Origin of the sequence: Desertihabitans brevis (assembly GCF_003327535.1) — a bacterium.
GTDB lineage: Bacteria > Actinomycetota > Actinomycetes > Propionibacteriales > Propionibacteriaceae > Desertihabitans > Desertihabitans brevis.
The window spans coordinates 66,396-81,508 of record NZ_QOUI01000005.1 but is presented as its reverse complement, the minus strand read 5'-3'; the positions used below and the strand labels follow the sequence as shown (position 1 = coordinate 81,508).

The window sequence follows — 15,113 nt, the reverse complement described above, 5'->3', positions numbered from 1 at the left end:
GTGTGCGGCCCCTCGGGGCTGGTGGAGGTCGGGGCGGGTGACGACCCGGATGGGGACTCACCCGCGGCCCGCGCTACTGCCGACCGGCCCCCAGCCGGCGCCGGACCAGCAGCCCGCCACCGGTCAGGGCCAGCGCCAGGCCAGCCAGCAGCGGCAGCAGCACAGCCGGAGCACCGGTGTCGGGCAGCTGACCGTCGCCACCGGGCGACTGGGCCGGAGGCTCCTCGTCGTCACCAGGCGACTGGGCCGGAGGCTCGTCGACCGCCGGCACCTCGAGGCCGATCCCGTTGACGGTGCAGTCCTCGCCCTGCTCGCAGACCGGCTCGGCCGGCGGCTGCTCGCTCGGGTCGAGCAGGAAGTTCGCCAGCACCGCATCACCCAGCTCACCCTCGCCGTTGACCTGGACGGTGTAGCTCACCGTCACCGTCTGACCCGGCTCCAGCTCACCGACCACCGAGAACCGGTTGTCGGCGATCTCGCCGACCTCCAGCGCCCCGTCGGAGGAGACCGGAGCCTCGACCACCTCGGCGTCGTCCAGGACGTGGGTCAGGTCGTCGACCCGATCCACCTCACCCACCGCAGCACCCTCGTTGCCGAAGGTCAGCGTGTAGGTCAGCTCCGCACCAGCCTCCACCGTGGTGCCCGACTCCGGGTCGACCGACTTGGAGTCGACGACCTTGGACGCGAGGTGCTGGGTGCAGTCCTCATCACCCTCCTCACACACCGGGTCGGTCGGGGTCTCCTCCTCCGGATCCAGCACGAAGTTGGCCAGCGTGGCATCACCCATGTCGGCGACCGCACGGACGGTGACGGTGTAGGTGACGGTGACGGTCTGGTCGACGGCCAGCTCACCGGTGATGGAGAACCGACCGTCCACGACCTCCGAGACACTCAGCGCCTCATCGGAGGCCTGCGGGGCCACGGTCAGGTCCGCGTCGTCCAGCACGTGGCTCAGGTCATCGACCCGGTCCACCGCGCCCGGCACCGCACCCTCGTTGCTGAAGGTGAGGGTGTAGGTGATCTCCTCACCCGAGGTCACCGTCGAACCGTCCTCCGGCGAGGCCGACTTCGAGTCGACGATCGTCGTCGTCGGGTTGGTGGTGCAGTCCTCATCCCCCTCCTCACACACCGGGTCCGGGTTCGGCGGATCGGTCGGGTCGAGCAGGAAGTTCGCCAGCACCGCATCACCCAGCTCACCGGCCTCGTTGACCCCGACGGTGTAGGTCACCGTGACGGTCTGCCCGGCCGCCAGCTCACCGGTGATGGAGAACCGGTCATCGGCGAGCTCCGACACCGACAGCGCCTCGTCGGAGGAGACCGGCCCCTCGACCACCTCGGCGTCGTCCAGCACGTGGGTCAGGTCATCGACCCGATCCACCGCACCGGCAGCGGTGCCCTCGTTGGTGAAGGTCAGGGTGTAGGTCAGCTCCTCACCCGGCTCCACCTCCGTGCCCGATTCGGGGTCGACCGACTTGGAGTCGAGGATCTTCGGAGCGGGGTTGGTGGTGCAGTCCTCATCCCCCTCCTCACACACCGGGTCCGTGATCGGCGGATCGGTCGGGTCGAGCAGGAAGTTGGCCAGCACCGCATCACCCATCGCGTCGGCGTCCTTGACCACCACGGTGTAGCTCACCGTGACCGTCTGGCCGGCCGCCAGCTCACCAGTGATGGAGAACCGACCATCAGCGATCTCCGAGACCAACAGCGCCGCATCCGAGGAGCTCGGGTCGACGGTGACGTCGGCGTCGTCCAGCAGGTGGGTCAGGTCGTCGACCCGGTCCACCTGGCCAGCAGCCTCACCCTCGTTGGTGAAGGTCAGGGTGTAGGTCAGCTCCTCACCCGGCTCCACCTCGGTGCCCGATTCGGGGTCGACCGACTTGGAGTCGAGGATCTTCGGAGCGGGGTTGGTGGTGCAGTCCTCATCCCCCTCCTCACACACCGGGTCCGTGATCGGCGGATCGGTCGGGTCGAGCAGGAAGTTGGCCAGCACCGCATCACCCATCGCATCGGCGTCCTTGACCACCACGGTGTAGCTCACCGTGACCGTCTGGTCGGCCGCCAGCTCACCAGTGATCGAGAACCGACCATCAGCGATCTCCGAGACCGACAGCGCCGCATCCGAGGAGCTCGGGTCGACGGTGACATCGGCGTCGTCCAGCAGGTGGGTCAGGTCATCGACCCGGTCCACCTGGCCAGCAGCCTCACCGATGTTGGAGAAGGTCAGCGTGTAGGTGACCTCCTGGCCCGAGACGACCGTCGTGCCCTTGGCCGGGTCGACGCTCTTGGAGTCCACGATCTCCGGCACCGGGTTGGACGTGCACAGCGGATCGTTCTCCAGGCACTCCGTCGGCGGCTCGGTGATACCCGGCGGGAGGACGAAGTTCCCCAGCAGGTTGTCACCGCGGTCGGCATCAGGCAGCACCCGCACCGTGTAGGTCACCGTGTAGGACCCACCCGCCGGGACCGTGCCGTCGACGGTGAACCGGTCATCACCATCGGCGTAGGTCACGCCCAGGTCGGCGTCGGAGGCCGTCGGATCGACGACCAGCTCGGCGTCGTCGAGGACACCGGCCAGCACGTCGGTCCAGCCGTCCACCGCCGCGGTCGCGGTCCCGGAGTTGGCGAAGGTGATCGTGTACGTCAGCTCCTCGCCCACGTGCACGGTCGTGCCCTTTGCCGGATCCACGCTCTTGGTGACGTCCAGCAGAGCCCCCGGGATCGTCACCCGACCACACGGCTCACCAGTGACCGGGTCGTTGCCGTTCTCATCAGCCGGGTCGCACTCCGGCGTCGGCGGCGGGGTGTCGCAGCTCGGGTCGTCGACCTCGCAGTGCGGTCCGAAGGCCACGTTGATCAGCCGGGTATCACCCGCACCGGTGTAGGTCACCTCGTAGGTGACCGTGGCGACCTCGTCGACCGCCAGGGCACCGGTCCAGCGGATCAGCGGATCGGTGAAGGTCGCCGCGCCAAGATCAGCCGTCAGGGTGGTCGGGTCGATGGTGGCGTCGTCCAAGACGGCGCTCAGGTCGTCCAGACCCACCGCCGGACGAGCCGCGGTGAAGTCGGCCTCACCGACGTTCTCGAACGTCACCGTGTAGGTCACCGTCTCACCCACCACGGGGATCTCGGTGGTGTCGGCCACCTTCGTCACCGCCAGCTTCGGCAGCTCGAACGTCACCGGGTCACACGGCAGCCCCGTGGCCGGGTCGGTCCCGTCGGTCTCGCACTCCTCCACCGGCGGGGGCGGCGGCACGCAGTCGGGGTCGTCGGCCTCGCAGACGGTCTGGAAGGCGACGTTCTCGACATTCAGGTCACCGGCCCCGGTCAGCTCGACCGTGTAGGTGATGGTGACCGTCCCGTCGACGGGCAGCGCGCCCTCCCAGGTCAGCCGGGGCTCGGCGTAGGACACCGTGCCAGAGCTGGCGTCGGCGTCGTCGTTGAAGATGGCGTCGTCGATCACACCGGACAGGTCGTCCTGGATGCGGGCCGGGTTCTCATCGGTGTAGGCCACCGAGCCCGTGTTGGTGACCGTGACCGTGTAGGTCACCGTGTCACCGATCCGGGACTCAGCCGTCGCCGTCGAGGTCTTCTCCACCTCCAGCGAGCGGACCAGCACCGCGTAGTCCTCGACCTCACCGGCCGCGGCCGTGCCCGTCGGAGCCGGATCGGTCACGTCACCGGGGAACAACCGGAACCGGGCGAACACGTCTGCCGATGCCGTCGCCGCCGGGAACGTCAAGGTGTAGTCCGCAGTACCGGAGTTCGCCGGCACCGACACCGTCACCCGCTCACCGGCCTCGAAGGCGCCGTCGGCGTCCAGGTCGATCCAGCCGGCCAGGGTGGCCGCCCCGCCGGTGTTGTTGGTGGCCGAGAGCACCACGGTCGGCGCGGTCGCCGAGATCTCCAAGGGGTTCGCGGTCCCGTCCTCGTCGGCCCCGTCGCCGTCCGCGGCCGCGCTCGGCACACCGTCGGTGTCGATGTCGACCGTCTCGCCGATCATCAACGGAGCGGTGCTGGTGTCGGGATCGAACCCGGGCAGCGAGTGCCGCGGGCCGTTGTCGGACAGCAGCGTGTCGTACCCCGCCGGCGCGTCACCGAAGTCGATCGGCAGCGGCGCGTCGACGCAGCGAGCGCCGTCGTTGCCCGCCGACGGAGGACCGTCCTCAGCGAACAGCTCCGCGTCGTTCGTCCGCGGGTCGATCCGCCAGATCTCACCGGTGTTGTTGAACGACGCGTAGATGAAGCCGTTCGCGTCACCGAACGAGGCGCCGGTGATGTTGTCGCCCACCTGCCCCAGGTTGACCGGAGTCGTCCAGGTCTTCGTGGTGCGGTCGAAACCGATCAGATACGCGGCCGGCGCACCAGCCGTGGTGGCGATCCGCCACAGCTTGTTGGTGCCCGGGATGTACACCCAGTCCGCACCGCCCACTGCGAAGTTGCCGAGGCTGACGTTCCCGCTGTCGACCAGCGTCAACGTCGCCAGATCGATCTGCCACCAGTCACCACTGATGGGGTGGAAGGCCCAGTAGTGGCCGTTGTCATCCACATCCGCCGCGTTCGTAGCGGTGAAACCATCGATCTCTCCCAGCGGGTCGACCGAACCGTCGGCCCCCACCCGGACGAGCTGACCGGGGACACCCTGATCGGGGCTTCCACCCCAGCCGTAGATGTAGTTGTCGACGGTGTTGTAGCCCACCGCGTTGACGATCCAGCCCGGCGTCACGGTGGGCGCACCCGCAACACCGCTGGCCAGGTCGACGTCGATGATGTCCAACGGCGGCTGCGCGTCCGGGTTCTGGAACAGCAGGCCACCCGGCGTGCACTGCCAGACCGGCTGGGGCGTCCCGGCGAGCGAGATCTCGAGCTGCTCCGCGATGGCGTGGTAGGTCCAGTCGTCGATGTAGCGGACATCGCCGTAGGACGACTCACCCGGGGTGAAGCAAGTCCACTCGTGCACACCCCCGGTGCTGTCGACGCCCGCGGTGCCGTCCGGCTGCGGGGTCGGGCAGGGGCGGGCTTCCGTCAGCTCGGTGTCGTCCCAGTACAGGGTGGTCGAACCCGCCTCCGGGCCGTTGACCGCGGTGACCTCGATGCCACCGGCGCGCAGCTCCACGTCGGTCTGGGTGAAGTGGATCTCACCGGCCTGGTCGATCAGCGCGCGGGCGGTCAGGTCGTAGAAGTACGGGATCGGGTTCCCCTCCCCGTCCAGCCCGTCCCAGTCGACGGTCGCGGTACCGCTGCCGGTGATGCCCAGGGGCAGCTCGACGTCCTCCGGGTCGGTGTAGTCACCGTCGTTGTTCACGTCGATCTGGACGACCAGCTGTCCGGTGAAGTTCTCCACGTCCAGGGTGAAGGTGCCGCTGCGGTCGGTGGAGCCGGCCTGCTCGAAGTCGAGGCTGGTCAGGTCGGGCAGCGCGATCGTGGGGAGGAGCCAGTCGGTCGAGCCGTCGGGAAGGGTGGCCGTCTCCGGCAGGTCGGCGTCGGGGGTCTGGAAGAAGATCTTGTAGGGGTCACCGCACGCGCCGGTGGCGGCGTAGCGCGTGTCGTCCATCTCGACACTCAGGTAGGCCGAGGTGCAGGTGTTGCGCAGGGTGACGCCGGCCGCGTCGGCGGCGAAGACGGAGTCGACGCCGTTGTACCCGGAGTACTCGGCGTCGTAGACGTAGCCCTCGCGGCTGACGTAGGTCAGACCGAACTCGGCCGGCGTGCCGGTCGGCGTCTGGAACGCGACGTAACGCTCGGACCAGACACGGCCGGACACGTCGGTGCTCCCGTCCTGGACGTCGATCTCCCACGAGAAGTAGTCGGTCGTAGCTGTGCCCGGGGCGACGAAGGCGATCGACCAGACCCCGCTGGTCGTCGAGGTCAGGTTGGGGAAGCCGCAGGTGGAGCCGATGGCGGCGCCGTCGGTCACGGTGCAGGTCTCCACCTCGCCGCCCGGGCCACGGACGGTGATCTCCACGTCGTTGGCGGCGACGTTGCCCACCTTGGTGAACAGGACGTCGAGGTTCTCACCCGCCTCGACGTAGGCGTAGAAGATGTTGTCGTTGCGGATCATGGTGTTCGGCGGGTTTTGCTCCGCCGCGGCCGTCGGAGCCGCGACGAATCCGGTCACCGCGCTGGCGACCATCCCCAGCACCATCGAGAAGGCCGCCAGGCACGCGACGACCCTTCGACCCCCCGACCTCGAGGCTCTGCCCTGCAGCACGCTCTGCTTCATCTCTTCCCGTTCCTCTGGACCGATCCGCGCCCTGCCTGGATCTCCGTCGAGGACCAGTCCTCGATGACGGCGACAGGCAGGGGCGGCTGCGTACGCCTGTTCGTCCCCCGAGTTCACTGACGTTGCACGCCATGGCTATCACTCCGGGACACCTGAGCAGGAGGGCTAACTGGGGGGCTAATTGGGGGGCTAAAGGGGGCTAAGAGCGTCGCTCGGGGCATGCCGCTGAGCCGCCGGACGCCCGCCCAACGCTCCCGGACGCCCGGGTCCGCGCCCGTGTCCTCGTCACGGGAGACGGGTCAGTGCGACTCGCGGCTGACCTGCGAGCCGCTGGAGCCGAGCAGGAAGTCGAGGTCGGCGCCGGTGTCGGCCTGCAGGACGTGGTCGACGTAGAGCCGCTCCCAGCCCCGGCGCGGGGCGGCGTAGGCGGCCACCGACGCCTCGTCCGGCGTCCGGGCGGCCCACTCGTCGGCGGGCACGTCGACGTCGATGCGGCGCTCGGCGATGTCGAGGTCGATGACGTCGCCGGTGCGCACCAGCGCCAGCGGACCGCCGGCGGCGGCCTCGGGGGCGACGTGCAGCACCACCGTGCCGTAGGCGGTGCCGCTCATCCGGCCGTCGCACACCCGCACCATGTCCCGCACCCCCTGCTCGAGCAGCTTCTTCGGCAGCGGCATGTTCGACACCTCCGGCATGCCGGGGTAGCCCATGGGTCCGCAGCCGCGCAGCACCAGCACCGAGTCGGCGTCGACGTCGAGGTCGGGGTCGTCGATCCGGGCGTGGAAGTCCTCGATGCTGTCGAAGACCACCGCCCGGCCGCGGTGGCGCAGCAGGTGGGGCGAGGCGGCCGCGGGCTTCACCACCGCGCCGTCTGGCGCCAGGGTGCCCCGCAGCACCGCGATCCCGCCGGCCGCGAGCAGCGGCTCGCTCCGCGGTCGGATCACCTCGCGGTCCCAGACGGTCGCGCCGTCGAGGTGCTCGACCAGCGGCCGGCCGGTGACCGTCAGCGCGGTCGGGTCGAGCAGGTCGCGCAGCTCGGCCAGCAGCGCCAGCAGCCCGCCGGCGCGGTGCAGGTCGTCCATCAGGAACCGCCCGGACGGCTGCAGGTCGGCCAGCACCGGGACGTCCGCGCCGACCCGGTCGAAGTCGTCCAGACCCAGCTGCACCCCGAGCCGGCCGGCGACGGCCAGCAGGTGCACGACGGCGTTGGTGGAGCCGCCGATCGCGGCCAGCGCGACGATGGCGTTGAGGAAGGAGGCCCGGGTCAGGAAGGTGCTCGGCCGCCGGTCCGCGGCCACCAGCTCGACGGCGAGCCGGCCCGAGGCGTGCGCGGCCGTCAGCAGCCGGGCGTCCGGGGCCGGCGTCCCGGCCACCCCGGGCACCACCATCCCCAGCGCCTCGGTGACCAGCGCCATCGTCGAGGCGGTGCCCATGGTGTTGCAGTGGCCCTTGCTGCGGATCATCGCCGACTCCGAGCGGGTGAAGTCGTCGGCCGACAGTGTGCCGGCCCGCACCTCCTCCGAGAGCCGCCAGACGTCGGTGCCGCAGCCCAGCGGGACGCCACGGAAGGTGCCGGTGACCATCGGCCCGCCCGGCACCACGACCGCCGGCAGGTCCACCGAGGCGGCGGCCATCAGCAGCGACGGGATGGTCTTGTCGCAGCCGCCGAGCAGCACCACCCCGTCCACCGGGTTGGCCCGCAGCATCTCCTCCGTCGCCATCGCGGCCATGTTGCGCCAGAGCATCGCGGTGGGGCGCACCAGCGTCTCGCCGAGGGACACCACCGGCAGCTCGAGCGGGATCCCGCCCGCCTCGTACACCCCGTTGCGCACGGTCGCCGCGACCTCGGTGAGGTGCTTGTTGCACGGGGTGAGGTCGGAGGCGGTGTTGGCGATGGCGATCTGCGGCCGGTCGAAGGCGTCCTCGGGCACCCCGCGCCGCATCCACGCCCGGTGGATGTAGGCGTCGCGGCCCGAGCCCTGGTACCACTGCGCGCTCCGGAGCGTCATCGCCCCCCCCCCTCCGTCCGACCGACCACCATGGTGGCCAGGCTAGGGCTGCCGGTCGCGGCCCGGCTCGGCGTCCCCGCCGATGTAGCGGGGCCGTCCGGCCAGCGGGGCGACTCCCAGCTGGGCGAGCGCCACCGCGAGGATGACGAACGGGACGGCCGTCGGGCCCGCCAGGTGTCCGACCGCGCCCGCGACCACGACCGACAGCGCCGCCAGCGCGTACCCGCCCGACTGCGCCAGCCCCGACAGCCGCGCCGTCTGGGTGGACGTCCGGCTGCGCAGCCCCATCAGCGCCAGCGCGACCACCAGGCTCGTCCCGGTGGACACGCCCAGCGCCACGGCCCAGACGAGCACCGCCGACGGCAGCACGAGGAGGCCGACCGCGGCCACCACCGCCGGCAGCGTGCAGCCCACCGCCACCCAGCGCTGGTCGCGGCGCCGGCCCATCACCACGGTCACCGCCAGCCCGGCGAGGATGCTGAGCACCTGGGCCACCAGCAGGTACTGCCCGGTGGTCTGCGCCGGCAGCCCGCGGGCCGCCTCGATGCTCGGCAGCCAGGTCACCAGCAGGAAGTAGCAGCACGACTGCAACCCCATGAAGGCGGTGACGTGCCAGGCGCCGGCGTGCCGCCAGAGCGCGGCCGGCGGCGTCGTCGGGAGGACGTCCGGCACGGTCGGCGGGGCGTCCGCGGGACGGCGGCGGGTCTGCGCCCACCAGACGAGGGCGGCGAGCGCGGTGACCACCGCCCAGCAGCCCACCGCCCACCGCCAGCTGCCGGTCGCGGCGGCCAGCGGTGCGCTGAGCCCCGAGGCGACGGCGGCACAGCCGGTCATCACCGCCGTGTAGCCGCCGGTGGCCAGCGAGATCCGGTGCGCCCGGTCGCGCTTGACGATCGCGGGCAGCAGCACGTTGCCGACGGCGACGGCGGCGCCGATGCCGGCGGTGCCGATCCACAGCCACCACACCCCGGGGGCCGAGCGCAGCACGGTCGCCAGCACCAGGGCGACCGCCGCCCACAGCACGGTGCGCTCCGCCCCGGCACGGCCCGACACCCGGTGGACGAGTGGCGAGACAACGGCGAAGCCGACCAGCGGCAGCGCCCCGAGCAGACCCAGCGCGAGCTCGTCCAGCCGGTAGTCCGCCCCGATCTGGTCCAGCACCGGACCGACCGCCGTGATCGCCGAACGGAGACCGGCCGCGACCAGCAGCACCGCCGCCAGCGAGACCACCCGGCCGGGAGCGGCGCCGACCGCCGGGCCGGCGGCCTCGACCGCCGCGGGCACGGGTCCGGGCCGCGTCATGGGCGGGTCCTCCTCTCGGGCCGGCGGCACCCAGGAGGCGCCACCGGCGGCTGGGTCGGCGGTCGGACCCTACCCGAGCAGACCGTGACCCGGCCGGGTCGCGTGCGCGGGAGACGCGGGGTGGCTAGCCTCACTCTCGGTACCCCACCGAGAGAACGCGAGCATGACGAGCCCACTCGACTCGATCCCGCGCATCAGACGGCGACGCCCCGCCAGGAGGACGGCTGGGTCGCTGCCGTCGGTGTCGGTCATCATCCCGGCCTACGACGAGGAGGCCGTGATCGCCCGCTGCGTCCTCGCCGCGGTGCGGCAGACGGTGCCGGCCCACGAGGTCGTCGTCGTCGACAACCGTTCCACCGACGCCACCGCGGAGGTCGTCACCCGGCTCGCCGCCGCCTACCCCGGCGCCGGGATCCGGCTGGTCCGCCAGGACGCCACCCAGGGCCTCATCCCCACCCGCAACGCCGGCTTCGCCGCCGCCACCGGTGAGGTGCTGGGACGCATCGACGCCGACACCGTGCTGACCCCGGACTGGGTGCAGCGGGTGGCCGAGGCGATGACCGACCCGGGCGTCGCGGCCGTCACCGGACCGGTGCGCTACTACGACGTCTCGCTGCTCGGCGTGCACCGCTTCTCCGACGACCTGGTGCGCCGGACGCTGCACGGGCTCGGGCCGCAGTACCCCTTCCTCTACGGCAGCAACATGGCGCTGCGGGCCACCGCCTGGGCGACCATCGAGCCCCACGTCTGCCTCGACCCCGACGACCTCATGCACGAGGACATCGACCTCGCCGTGCACCTCTACCAGGCCGGTTTGCGGGTGGCCTACGCCCCGGCGATGCGGGCCGGCGTCTCGGCCCGGCGGCTGGACTCGGGGCGGCGCAGCTACCTGGAGTACACCCGCCGGTTCGAACGCACCTACGAGCACCACCGGGTCAGCCACTGGCACCTCAAGGTCCCCCAGATCGTCTTCCGTGGGGTGTACTGGCCCGGTCGGATCGGGCGCACCCTGTACACCGCCAACGGCGAGCCCAGCCGGTACCGCGCCGCGGCCTGAACGGAGAGCCCGGTGGTCAGGGCCGGACCATCCCCGGGTCGGCCTCGATCACCTCGAGCAGCACCTCCAGCAGCCGTCGCGCCGCGGGGTTGCGCTCGGCGTCCTGGCGGACCGAGACGACATCACGGCGGCGCGGGGTGGGCCCGGCCACCTTGAGCACCCGCACGTCCGGGCCGAGTCCCTTGACGGTGAGGTAGGGCCCGATGAACACCCCGAGCCCGACCGCGGCGAAGGCGATCGCGCTGCTGTGGGAGGACGTCCGCACCACGGTGCGCGGGGTCCGCCCGACCGCGCGCCAGGCGTCGCGCATGATCTGTGCGCAGGCGGTCTCGCCGAGGTCCTCCTGCACCCACGGGTGCTCGACCACGTCGGCCAGCGACACCTCGTCCCGCCCGGCCAGCGGGTGGTCGGGGCAGACCACGGCGTAGTAGTCCTCCTCGGCCAGGACCATCCGACGGCGCCCCTTCGGCACCGGCTGGTGGTCCTCCAGGGCCTCGGTGTGCAGGCAGAGGTCGGAGCCGCCGGCGTCCTCGGCGGTGAGGTTGTCCGACAGGTCGACCCGCACCGACACGTCGGGCAGCTCCTCGCGGAGCCGGGCGACCACCGTCGGCAGCAGCGCCTCCCCCATCGAGGGGAAGCAGCGGATCTTCAGCGCCGCCGTCCGGCCGGCCCGGAGGTCGTCGACCACCCCGTCGAGGTGGGCGAGGTGGCTCATCATCGCGTCGCTCTCGCTGGCCAGCAGCTCACCGGCCGGGGTGGGCACCAGCCCGCGCCCGTTCTTCTCGAACAGGGTCAGGCCGGTCTCGCGCTGCAGGGCGGTGATCTGCTGGCTGATCGCCGAGGAGGTGTAGCCGAGACGGGTGGCCGCAGCCGCCACCGAGCCGGTGGCGATGACGGCCCGGAAGGCGCGCAGACGCTGGAGGTCGAGCATGGCATGACGCTACAGCAGGGCTGAACGGTGGTGAAGAACTATTCGCTGGCGCTACCGGGTCGGGCGCGCCAGGCTTGGTGTCATGAACGAGACACCGAACGCCCGTTACGGCTCACTGGGACCCGGCATCGCCGACCGGGACGCCGAGCGTCTGGCCCACGAGCTCTTCATCGCGCGCCAGCAGGTCTTCCCCGAGCGTCCGCAGGACGTCGTGCCCGCGGTCGTCCGCACGCTGCGCCGGATCCGGATGGCCCTGCTGCGGCTGCGCCCCTCCCGTCCCCGCGCCCTCTGACCAGCCGAATCCCGCACCTTCACACACCTGCGGCGGCCCGCACACCCGCTGCAGCGGGTGTGCGGGCCGTCGAAGGTGTGTGAAGTGGGTGCGGGGCCGGGCCGACGGGCCGGGGTCAGGGGACCAGGCGGTAGCCGACGCCGGGCTCGGTGAGCAGGTGCCGCGGGGAGGCCGGGTCGGGCTCGAGCTTGCGTCGCAGCTGGGCCATGTAGACCCGCAGGTAGTGGGTCTCGCGATCGAGGTAGGGCCCGCGCAGCTCCTGCAGCAGCTCGCGGCGTCCGACCAGGTCACCGGGGTGGCGGGCCAGGATCTCCAGCAGGTGCCACTCCGTCGGCGTCAGCCGCACCTCCTCTCCGTCGCGCAGCACCCGCCGCCGGGCCAGGTCGACGGTGAAGGCGTCCGTCTCCACCACCGGCGCGGGCGGCTCGCTCGGCCCGCGGCGTCCGGCCGCCCGCAGCCGGGCCAGGAACTCGTCCATCCCGAACGGCTTGCTGACGTAGTCGTCGGCGCCGGCGTCCAGCGCCTCCACCTTGTCGTCGCTGGTCTGACGGGCCGACAGCACCACCACCGGCACCTGCGTCCACCCGCGCAGTGCCCGCAGCACCTCCAGCCCGTCAAGGTCGGGCAGGCCGAGGTCGAGCACCACCACGTCGGGGTGCCGGTTGGCGACGGCATCCAGCCCGACCGCGCCGGTGTGGGCCACGTCCACCTCGTAGCGCCGCGCCCGCAACGTGATCGCCAGCGCGCGGGCCAGCGCCGGCTCGTCCTCCACCACCAGCACCCGGGTCATCGCGCCTCCGATCCTGCCGCGTCCCCGGGAGGGACCGGGAACGTGAACACCATGGTCAGCCCGCCGCCGGGGGTGTCCTCGGCGTCGAGGGTGCCGCCGTTGGCCCGGGTGAAGCCGCGCGCCACCGCCAGCCCGAGCCCGACCCCGTGACCGAGCGGACGGTCCCCCAGCCGCTGGAACGCGGTGAACATCTGCTCGCGGTCCTCCGGCGGCACCCCCGGACCGCGGTCCACCACCCGCAGCACCACCGACCCGCACACCGCACCGGCGGTCACCACCACCGGCCGGTCGGGCGGGGAGTGCCGGACGGCGTTCTCCACCACGTTCGCCACCGCCCGCTCCAGCAGACCGGCGTCGGCCACCAGCAGCGGGAGCGTCTCGGGGACGTCGATGCGCACCCGGTCGGCGGGGATGCCGGCCACCGCACGCGGCACCACCTCGTCCAGGGCCACCCGATCGCGCCGCGCGGTGACCGCCCCGGAGTCCAGCCGGCCCATGTCGAGCAGGTTGTCGACCAGCGCGTTGAGCTGGTCGGCCGACTCCTCGATCCCGGCCAGCAGCTCGGCCCGGTCCTGCTCCGACAGCTCGACGCCGTCCACCCGGAGTCCGCTGACGCTGGCCTTGATCCCGGCCAGCGGGGTGCGCAGGTCGTGGGAGACCGCCGCCAGCAGGGTGGTCCGCAGGGCCGTCCGCTCCCGCTCGTGCCGGTTGGCCTCGGCCTCGGCGCGCAGCAGGTCGCGCTCGATCAGCGCCCCGGTCTGGGTGGCCACCGCCGTCACCACCCGCAGGTCGCGGGCCGGCAGCACCCGCCCGCGCAGGGCGAGCACCAGGTCGGGCTGGATCGGGACGGTGCTGTCGGCCTCCTCCGGTGACGACGGCGGACGCCGGCCGCTCACCGCATAACCGTTCCAGCCGGCGTCCTCGCGGGCGAGCAGGGCGGCACTGTCGAGGCCGTACATCTCGCACAGCTGGTCCAGCAGTGCCGGGACGGCCTCGCTGCCGGTGAGCACCGACCCCGCCAGGGTGGCGAGGGTGTCGGCCTCGTTGCGGGCCTGCGCCGCCTGCGCCGTCCGCCGGGCCGCCTGGTCGACCACCACCGACACCGACACCGCCACCGCCAGCAGGACGCCGATCGCCACCGCGTCGGTGGGGCGGTCGACGACCAGCGTGTACAGCGGCGGGGTGAAGGCGTAGTTCGCCAGCGACCCGCCGATCAGGGCCGAGACGACCGCCGGCAGCATCCCGCCCACCAGCGCCACCGCGACGGTGAGCGCGAGGAAGAGCATCAGCGCGGCGGGCAGGTCGGAGAGATCGGTGAGCTCGTGCAGCAGCAGCGCGAGCAGCGGCTGGCCGGCGACCGCGAGCGCCCAGCCGAGCACCCGCCGGGGCAGCCCCAGCCCGGGCCGGGGACGGCGGCGTCGGCCGCGTCCGGCGTGCTCGTGGGTGACGATGTGGACGTCGATCTCGCCGGAGTCGCGCACCACCGCCGGGCCCACCCCCGGGAACAGGGCCGAGGAGAGCCGGCCCCGGCGGCTGGCACCGAGCACGATCTGGGTGGCGTTGACCTGGCGGGCGAAGGACAGCACGGTGGCCGCGACGTCGTCGGCGACCACGGTGTGCCAGGTGCCGCCGAGGGACTCCACCAGTGCGCGCTGGCGGGTCAGCACGTCCGGGGCGGCGTCGCTGAGCCCGTCGCTGACCGACACGTGCAGGGCGACCAGCTCCGCCCCGGTGGCCCGGTCGGTGATGCGGGCGCCGCGGCGGATCAGCGCCTCTCCCTCCGCGCCGCCGGTCAGCGCCACGACCACCCGCTCGCGGGTCTTCCACGGGGTGGAGATGTCGTGCTCGCAGCGGTAGGCCTCGAGCGCGTCGTCGACCCGGTCGGCCACCCACAGCAGCGCGAGCTCGCGCAGCGCGGTGAGGTTGCCGAGGCGGAAGTAGTTGTCCAGCGCGGCGTCGATCTTCTCCGCGGCGTAGACGTTGCCGTGGGCCAGCCGGCGCCGCAGCGCCTGCGGGGCCATGTCGACCAGCTCGACCTGGTCGGCCCGCCGGACCACCTGGTCGGGCACCGTCTCGCCCTGCCGGACGCCGGTGATCTCGGCCACGACGTCGTTGAGCGACTCCAGGTGCTGCACGTTGACGGTGGTGATGACGTCGATCCCGGCCGCCAGCAGCTCCTCGACGTCCTCCCACCGCTTGGTGTGGCGCGAGCCCGGGACGTTGGTGTGGGCCAGCTCGTCCACCAGGGCGACCGCCGGGCGGCGGGCCAGCACGGCGTCGAGGTCCATCTCCTCGAAGGTGGCCCCGCGGTGGGTCAGCCGGCGCCGCGGCACCACCTCCAGCCCTTCGGTCAGGGCGGCGGTGTGCTCGCGGCCGTGGGTCTCGACGAACCCGACGACCACGTCGGTGCCGCGCTCCCGACGCCGGTGGCCCTCGCCGAGCATGGCGAAGGTCTTGCCGACGCCCGGGGCCGCGCCCAGGTAGACGCGCAGGGTTCCACGACGCACCGGCT

At 72.3% G+C, this 15,113-nt stretch carries 8 protein-coding genes; 2 read left to right on the top strand and 6 right to left on the bottom strand.

Annotated elements, in window-relative coordinates; all coding sequences use genetic code 11:
• Positions 1 to 73 precede the first annotated feature (73 nt).
• The 3 genes from DT076_RS09240 to DT076_RS09230 form a co-directional block, all read right to left on the bottom strand.
• A complete protein-coding gene (locus tag DT076_RS09240; protein ID WP_158548096.1) occupies positions 74 to 6,058 on the bottom strand; it encodes a DUF7927 domain-containing protein in 5,985 nt (1,994 codons plus the stop codon).
• Positions 6,059 to 6,519: 461 nt separating this feature from the next.
• On the bottom strand, positions 6,520 to 8,229 hold the full coding sequence (locus DT076_RS09235; protein ID WP_114126394.1) for a dihydroxy-acid dehydratase: 1,710 nt from the start codon (positions 8,227 to 8,229) through the stop codon (positions 6,520 to 6,522).
• Between the two features lie 42 nt (positions 8,230 to 8,271).
• A complete protein-coding gene (locus DT076_RS09230) occupies positions 8,272 to 9,531 on the bottom strand; it encodes an MFS transporter (protein WP_114126393.1) in 1,260 nt (419 codons plus the stop codon).
• A 163-nt stretch (positions 9,532 to 9,694) separates the two neighbouring features.
• Between DT076_RS09230 and DT076_RS09225 the strand changes: the two genes are divergently transcribed.
• Positions 9,695 to 10,588 (top strand): glycosyltransferase, encoded by an 894-nt coding sequence (locus DT076_RS09225; RefSeq protein ID WP_114126392.1) that lies wholly within the window; start codon positions 9,695 to 9,697, stop codon positions 10,586 to 10,588.
• 16 nt (positions 10,589 to 10,604) lie between these two features.
• Here the strand turns inward: DT076_RS09225 and DT076_RS09220 are convergent, their stop codons facing one another.
• Positions 10,605 to 11,519 (bottom strand): LysR family transcriptional regulator, encoded by a 915-nt coding sequence (locus DT076_RS09220; protein ID WP_114126391.1) that lies wholly within the window; start codon positions 11,517 to 11,519, stop codon positions 10,605 to 10,607.
• 82 nt (positions 11,520 to 11,601) lie between these two features.
• On the opposite strand from DT076_RS09220, the gene DT076_RS09215 reads away from it, so the two are divergent.
• Entirely contained in the window at positions 11,602 to 11,811 is a 210-nt protein-coding gene (locus DT076_RS09215) for a hypothetical protein (protein WP_114126390.1), read from the top strand.
• A 115-nt stretch (positions 11,812 to 11,926) separates the two neighbouring features.
• On the opposite strand, the gene DT076_RS09210 is transcribed toward DT076_RS09215, so the two are convergent.
• Both DT076_RS09210 and DT076_RS09205 read right to left on the bottom strand, forming a co-directional pair.
• The gene (locus tag DT076_RS09210; RefSeq protein WP_114126389.1) at positions 11,927 to 12,601 is read right to left on the bottom strand and encodes a response regulator; all 675 of its coding nucleotides are present in this window, start codon (positions 12,599 to 12,601) and stop codon (positions 11,927 to 11,929) included.
• Positions 12,598 to 15,108 (bottom strand): sensor histidine kinase, encoded by a 2,511-nt coding sequence (locus DT076_RS09205; RefSeq protein ID WP_114126388.1) that lies wholly within the window; start codon positions 15,106 to 15,108, stop codon positions 12,598 to 12,600. The genes DT076_RS09210 and DT076_RS09205 overlap by 4 nt, the downstream gene beginning before the upstream one ends.
• Positions 15,109 to 15,113: the final 5 nt, after the last annotated feature.

Bases quoted from the DNA above. Each gene is read 5' to 3' on its own strand.
- DT076_RS09240 (WP_158548096.1), bottom strand. From the start codon at position 6,058: ATGATCCGCAACGACAACATCTTCTACGCCTACGTCGAGGCGGGTGAG.
- DT076_RS09235 (WP_114126394.1), bottom strand. From the start codon at position 8,229: ATGACGCTCCGGAGCGCGCAGTGGTACCAGGGCTCGGGCCGCGACGCC.
- DT076_RS09230 (WP_114126393.1), bottom strand. From the start codon at position 9,531: ATGACGCGGCCCGGACCCGTGCCCGCGGCGGTCGAGGCCGCCGGCCCG.
- DT076_RS09225 (WP_114126392.1), top strand. From the start codon at position 9,695: ATGACGAGCCCACTCGACTCGATCCCGCGCATCAGACGGCGACGCCCC.
- DT076_RS09220 (WP_114126391.1), bottom strand. From the start codon at position 11,519: ATGCTCGACCTCCAGCGTCTGCGCGCCTTCCGGGCCGTCATCGCCACC.
- DT076_RS09215 (WP_114126390.1), top strand. From the start codon at position 11,602: ATGAACGAGACACCGAACGCCCGTTACGGCTCACTGGGACCCGGCATC.
- DT076_RS09210 (WP_114126389.1), bottom strand. From the start codon at position 12,601: ATGACCCGGGTGCTGGTGGTGGAGGACGAGCCGGCGCTGGCCCGCGCG.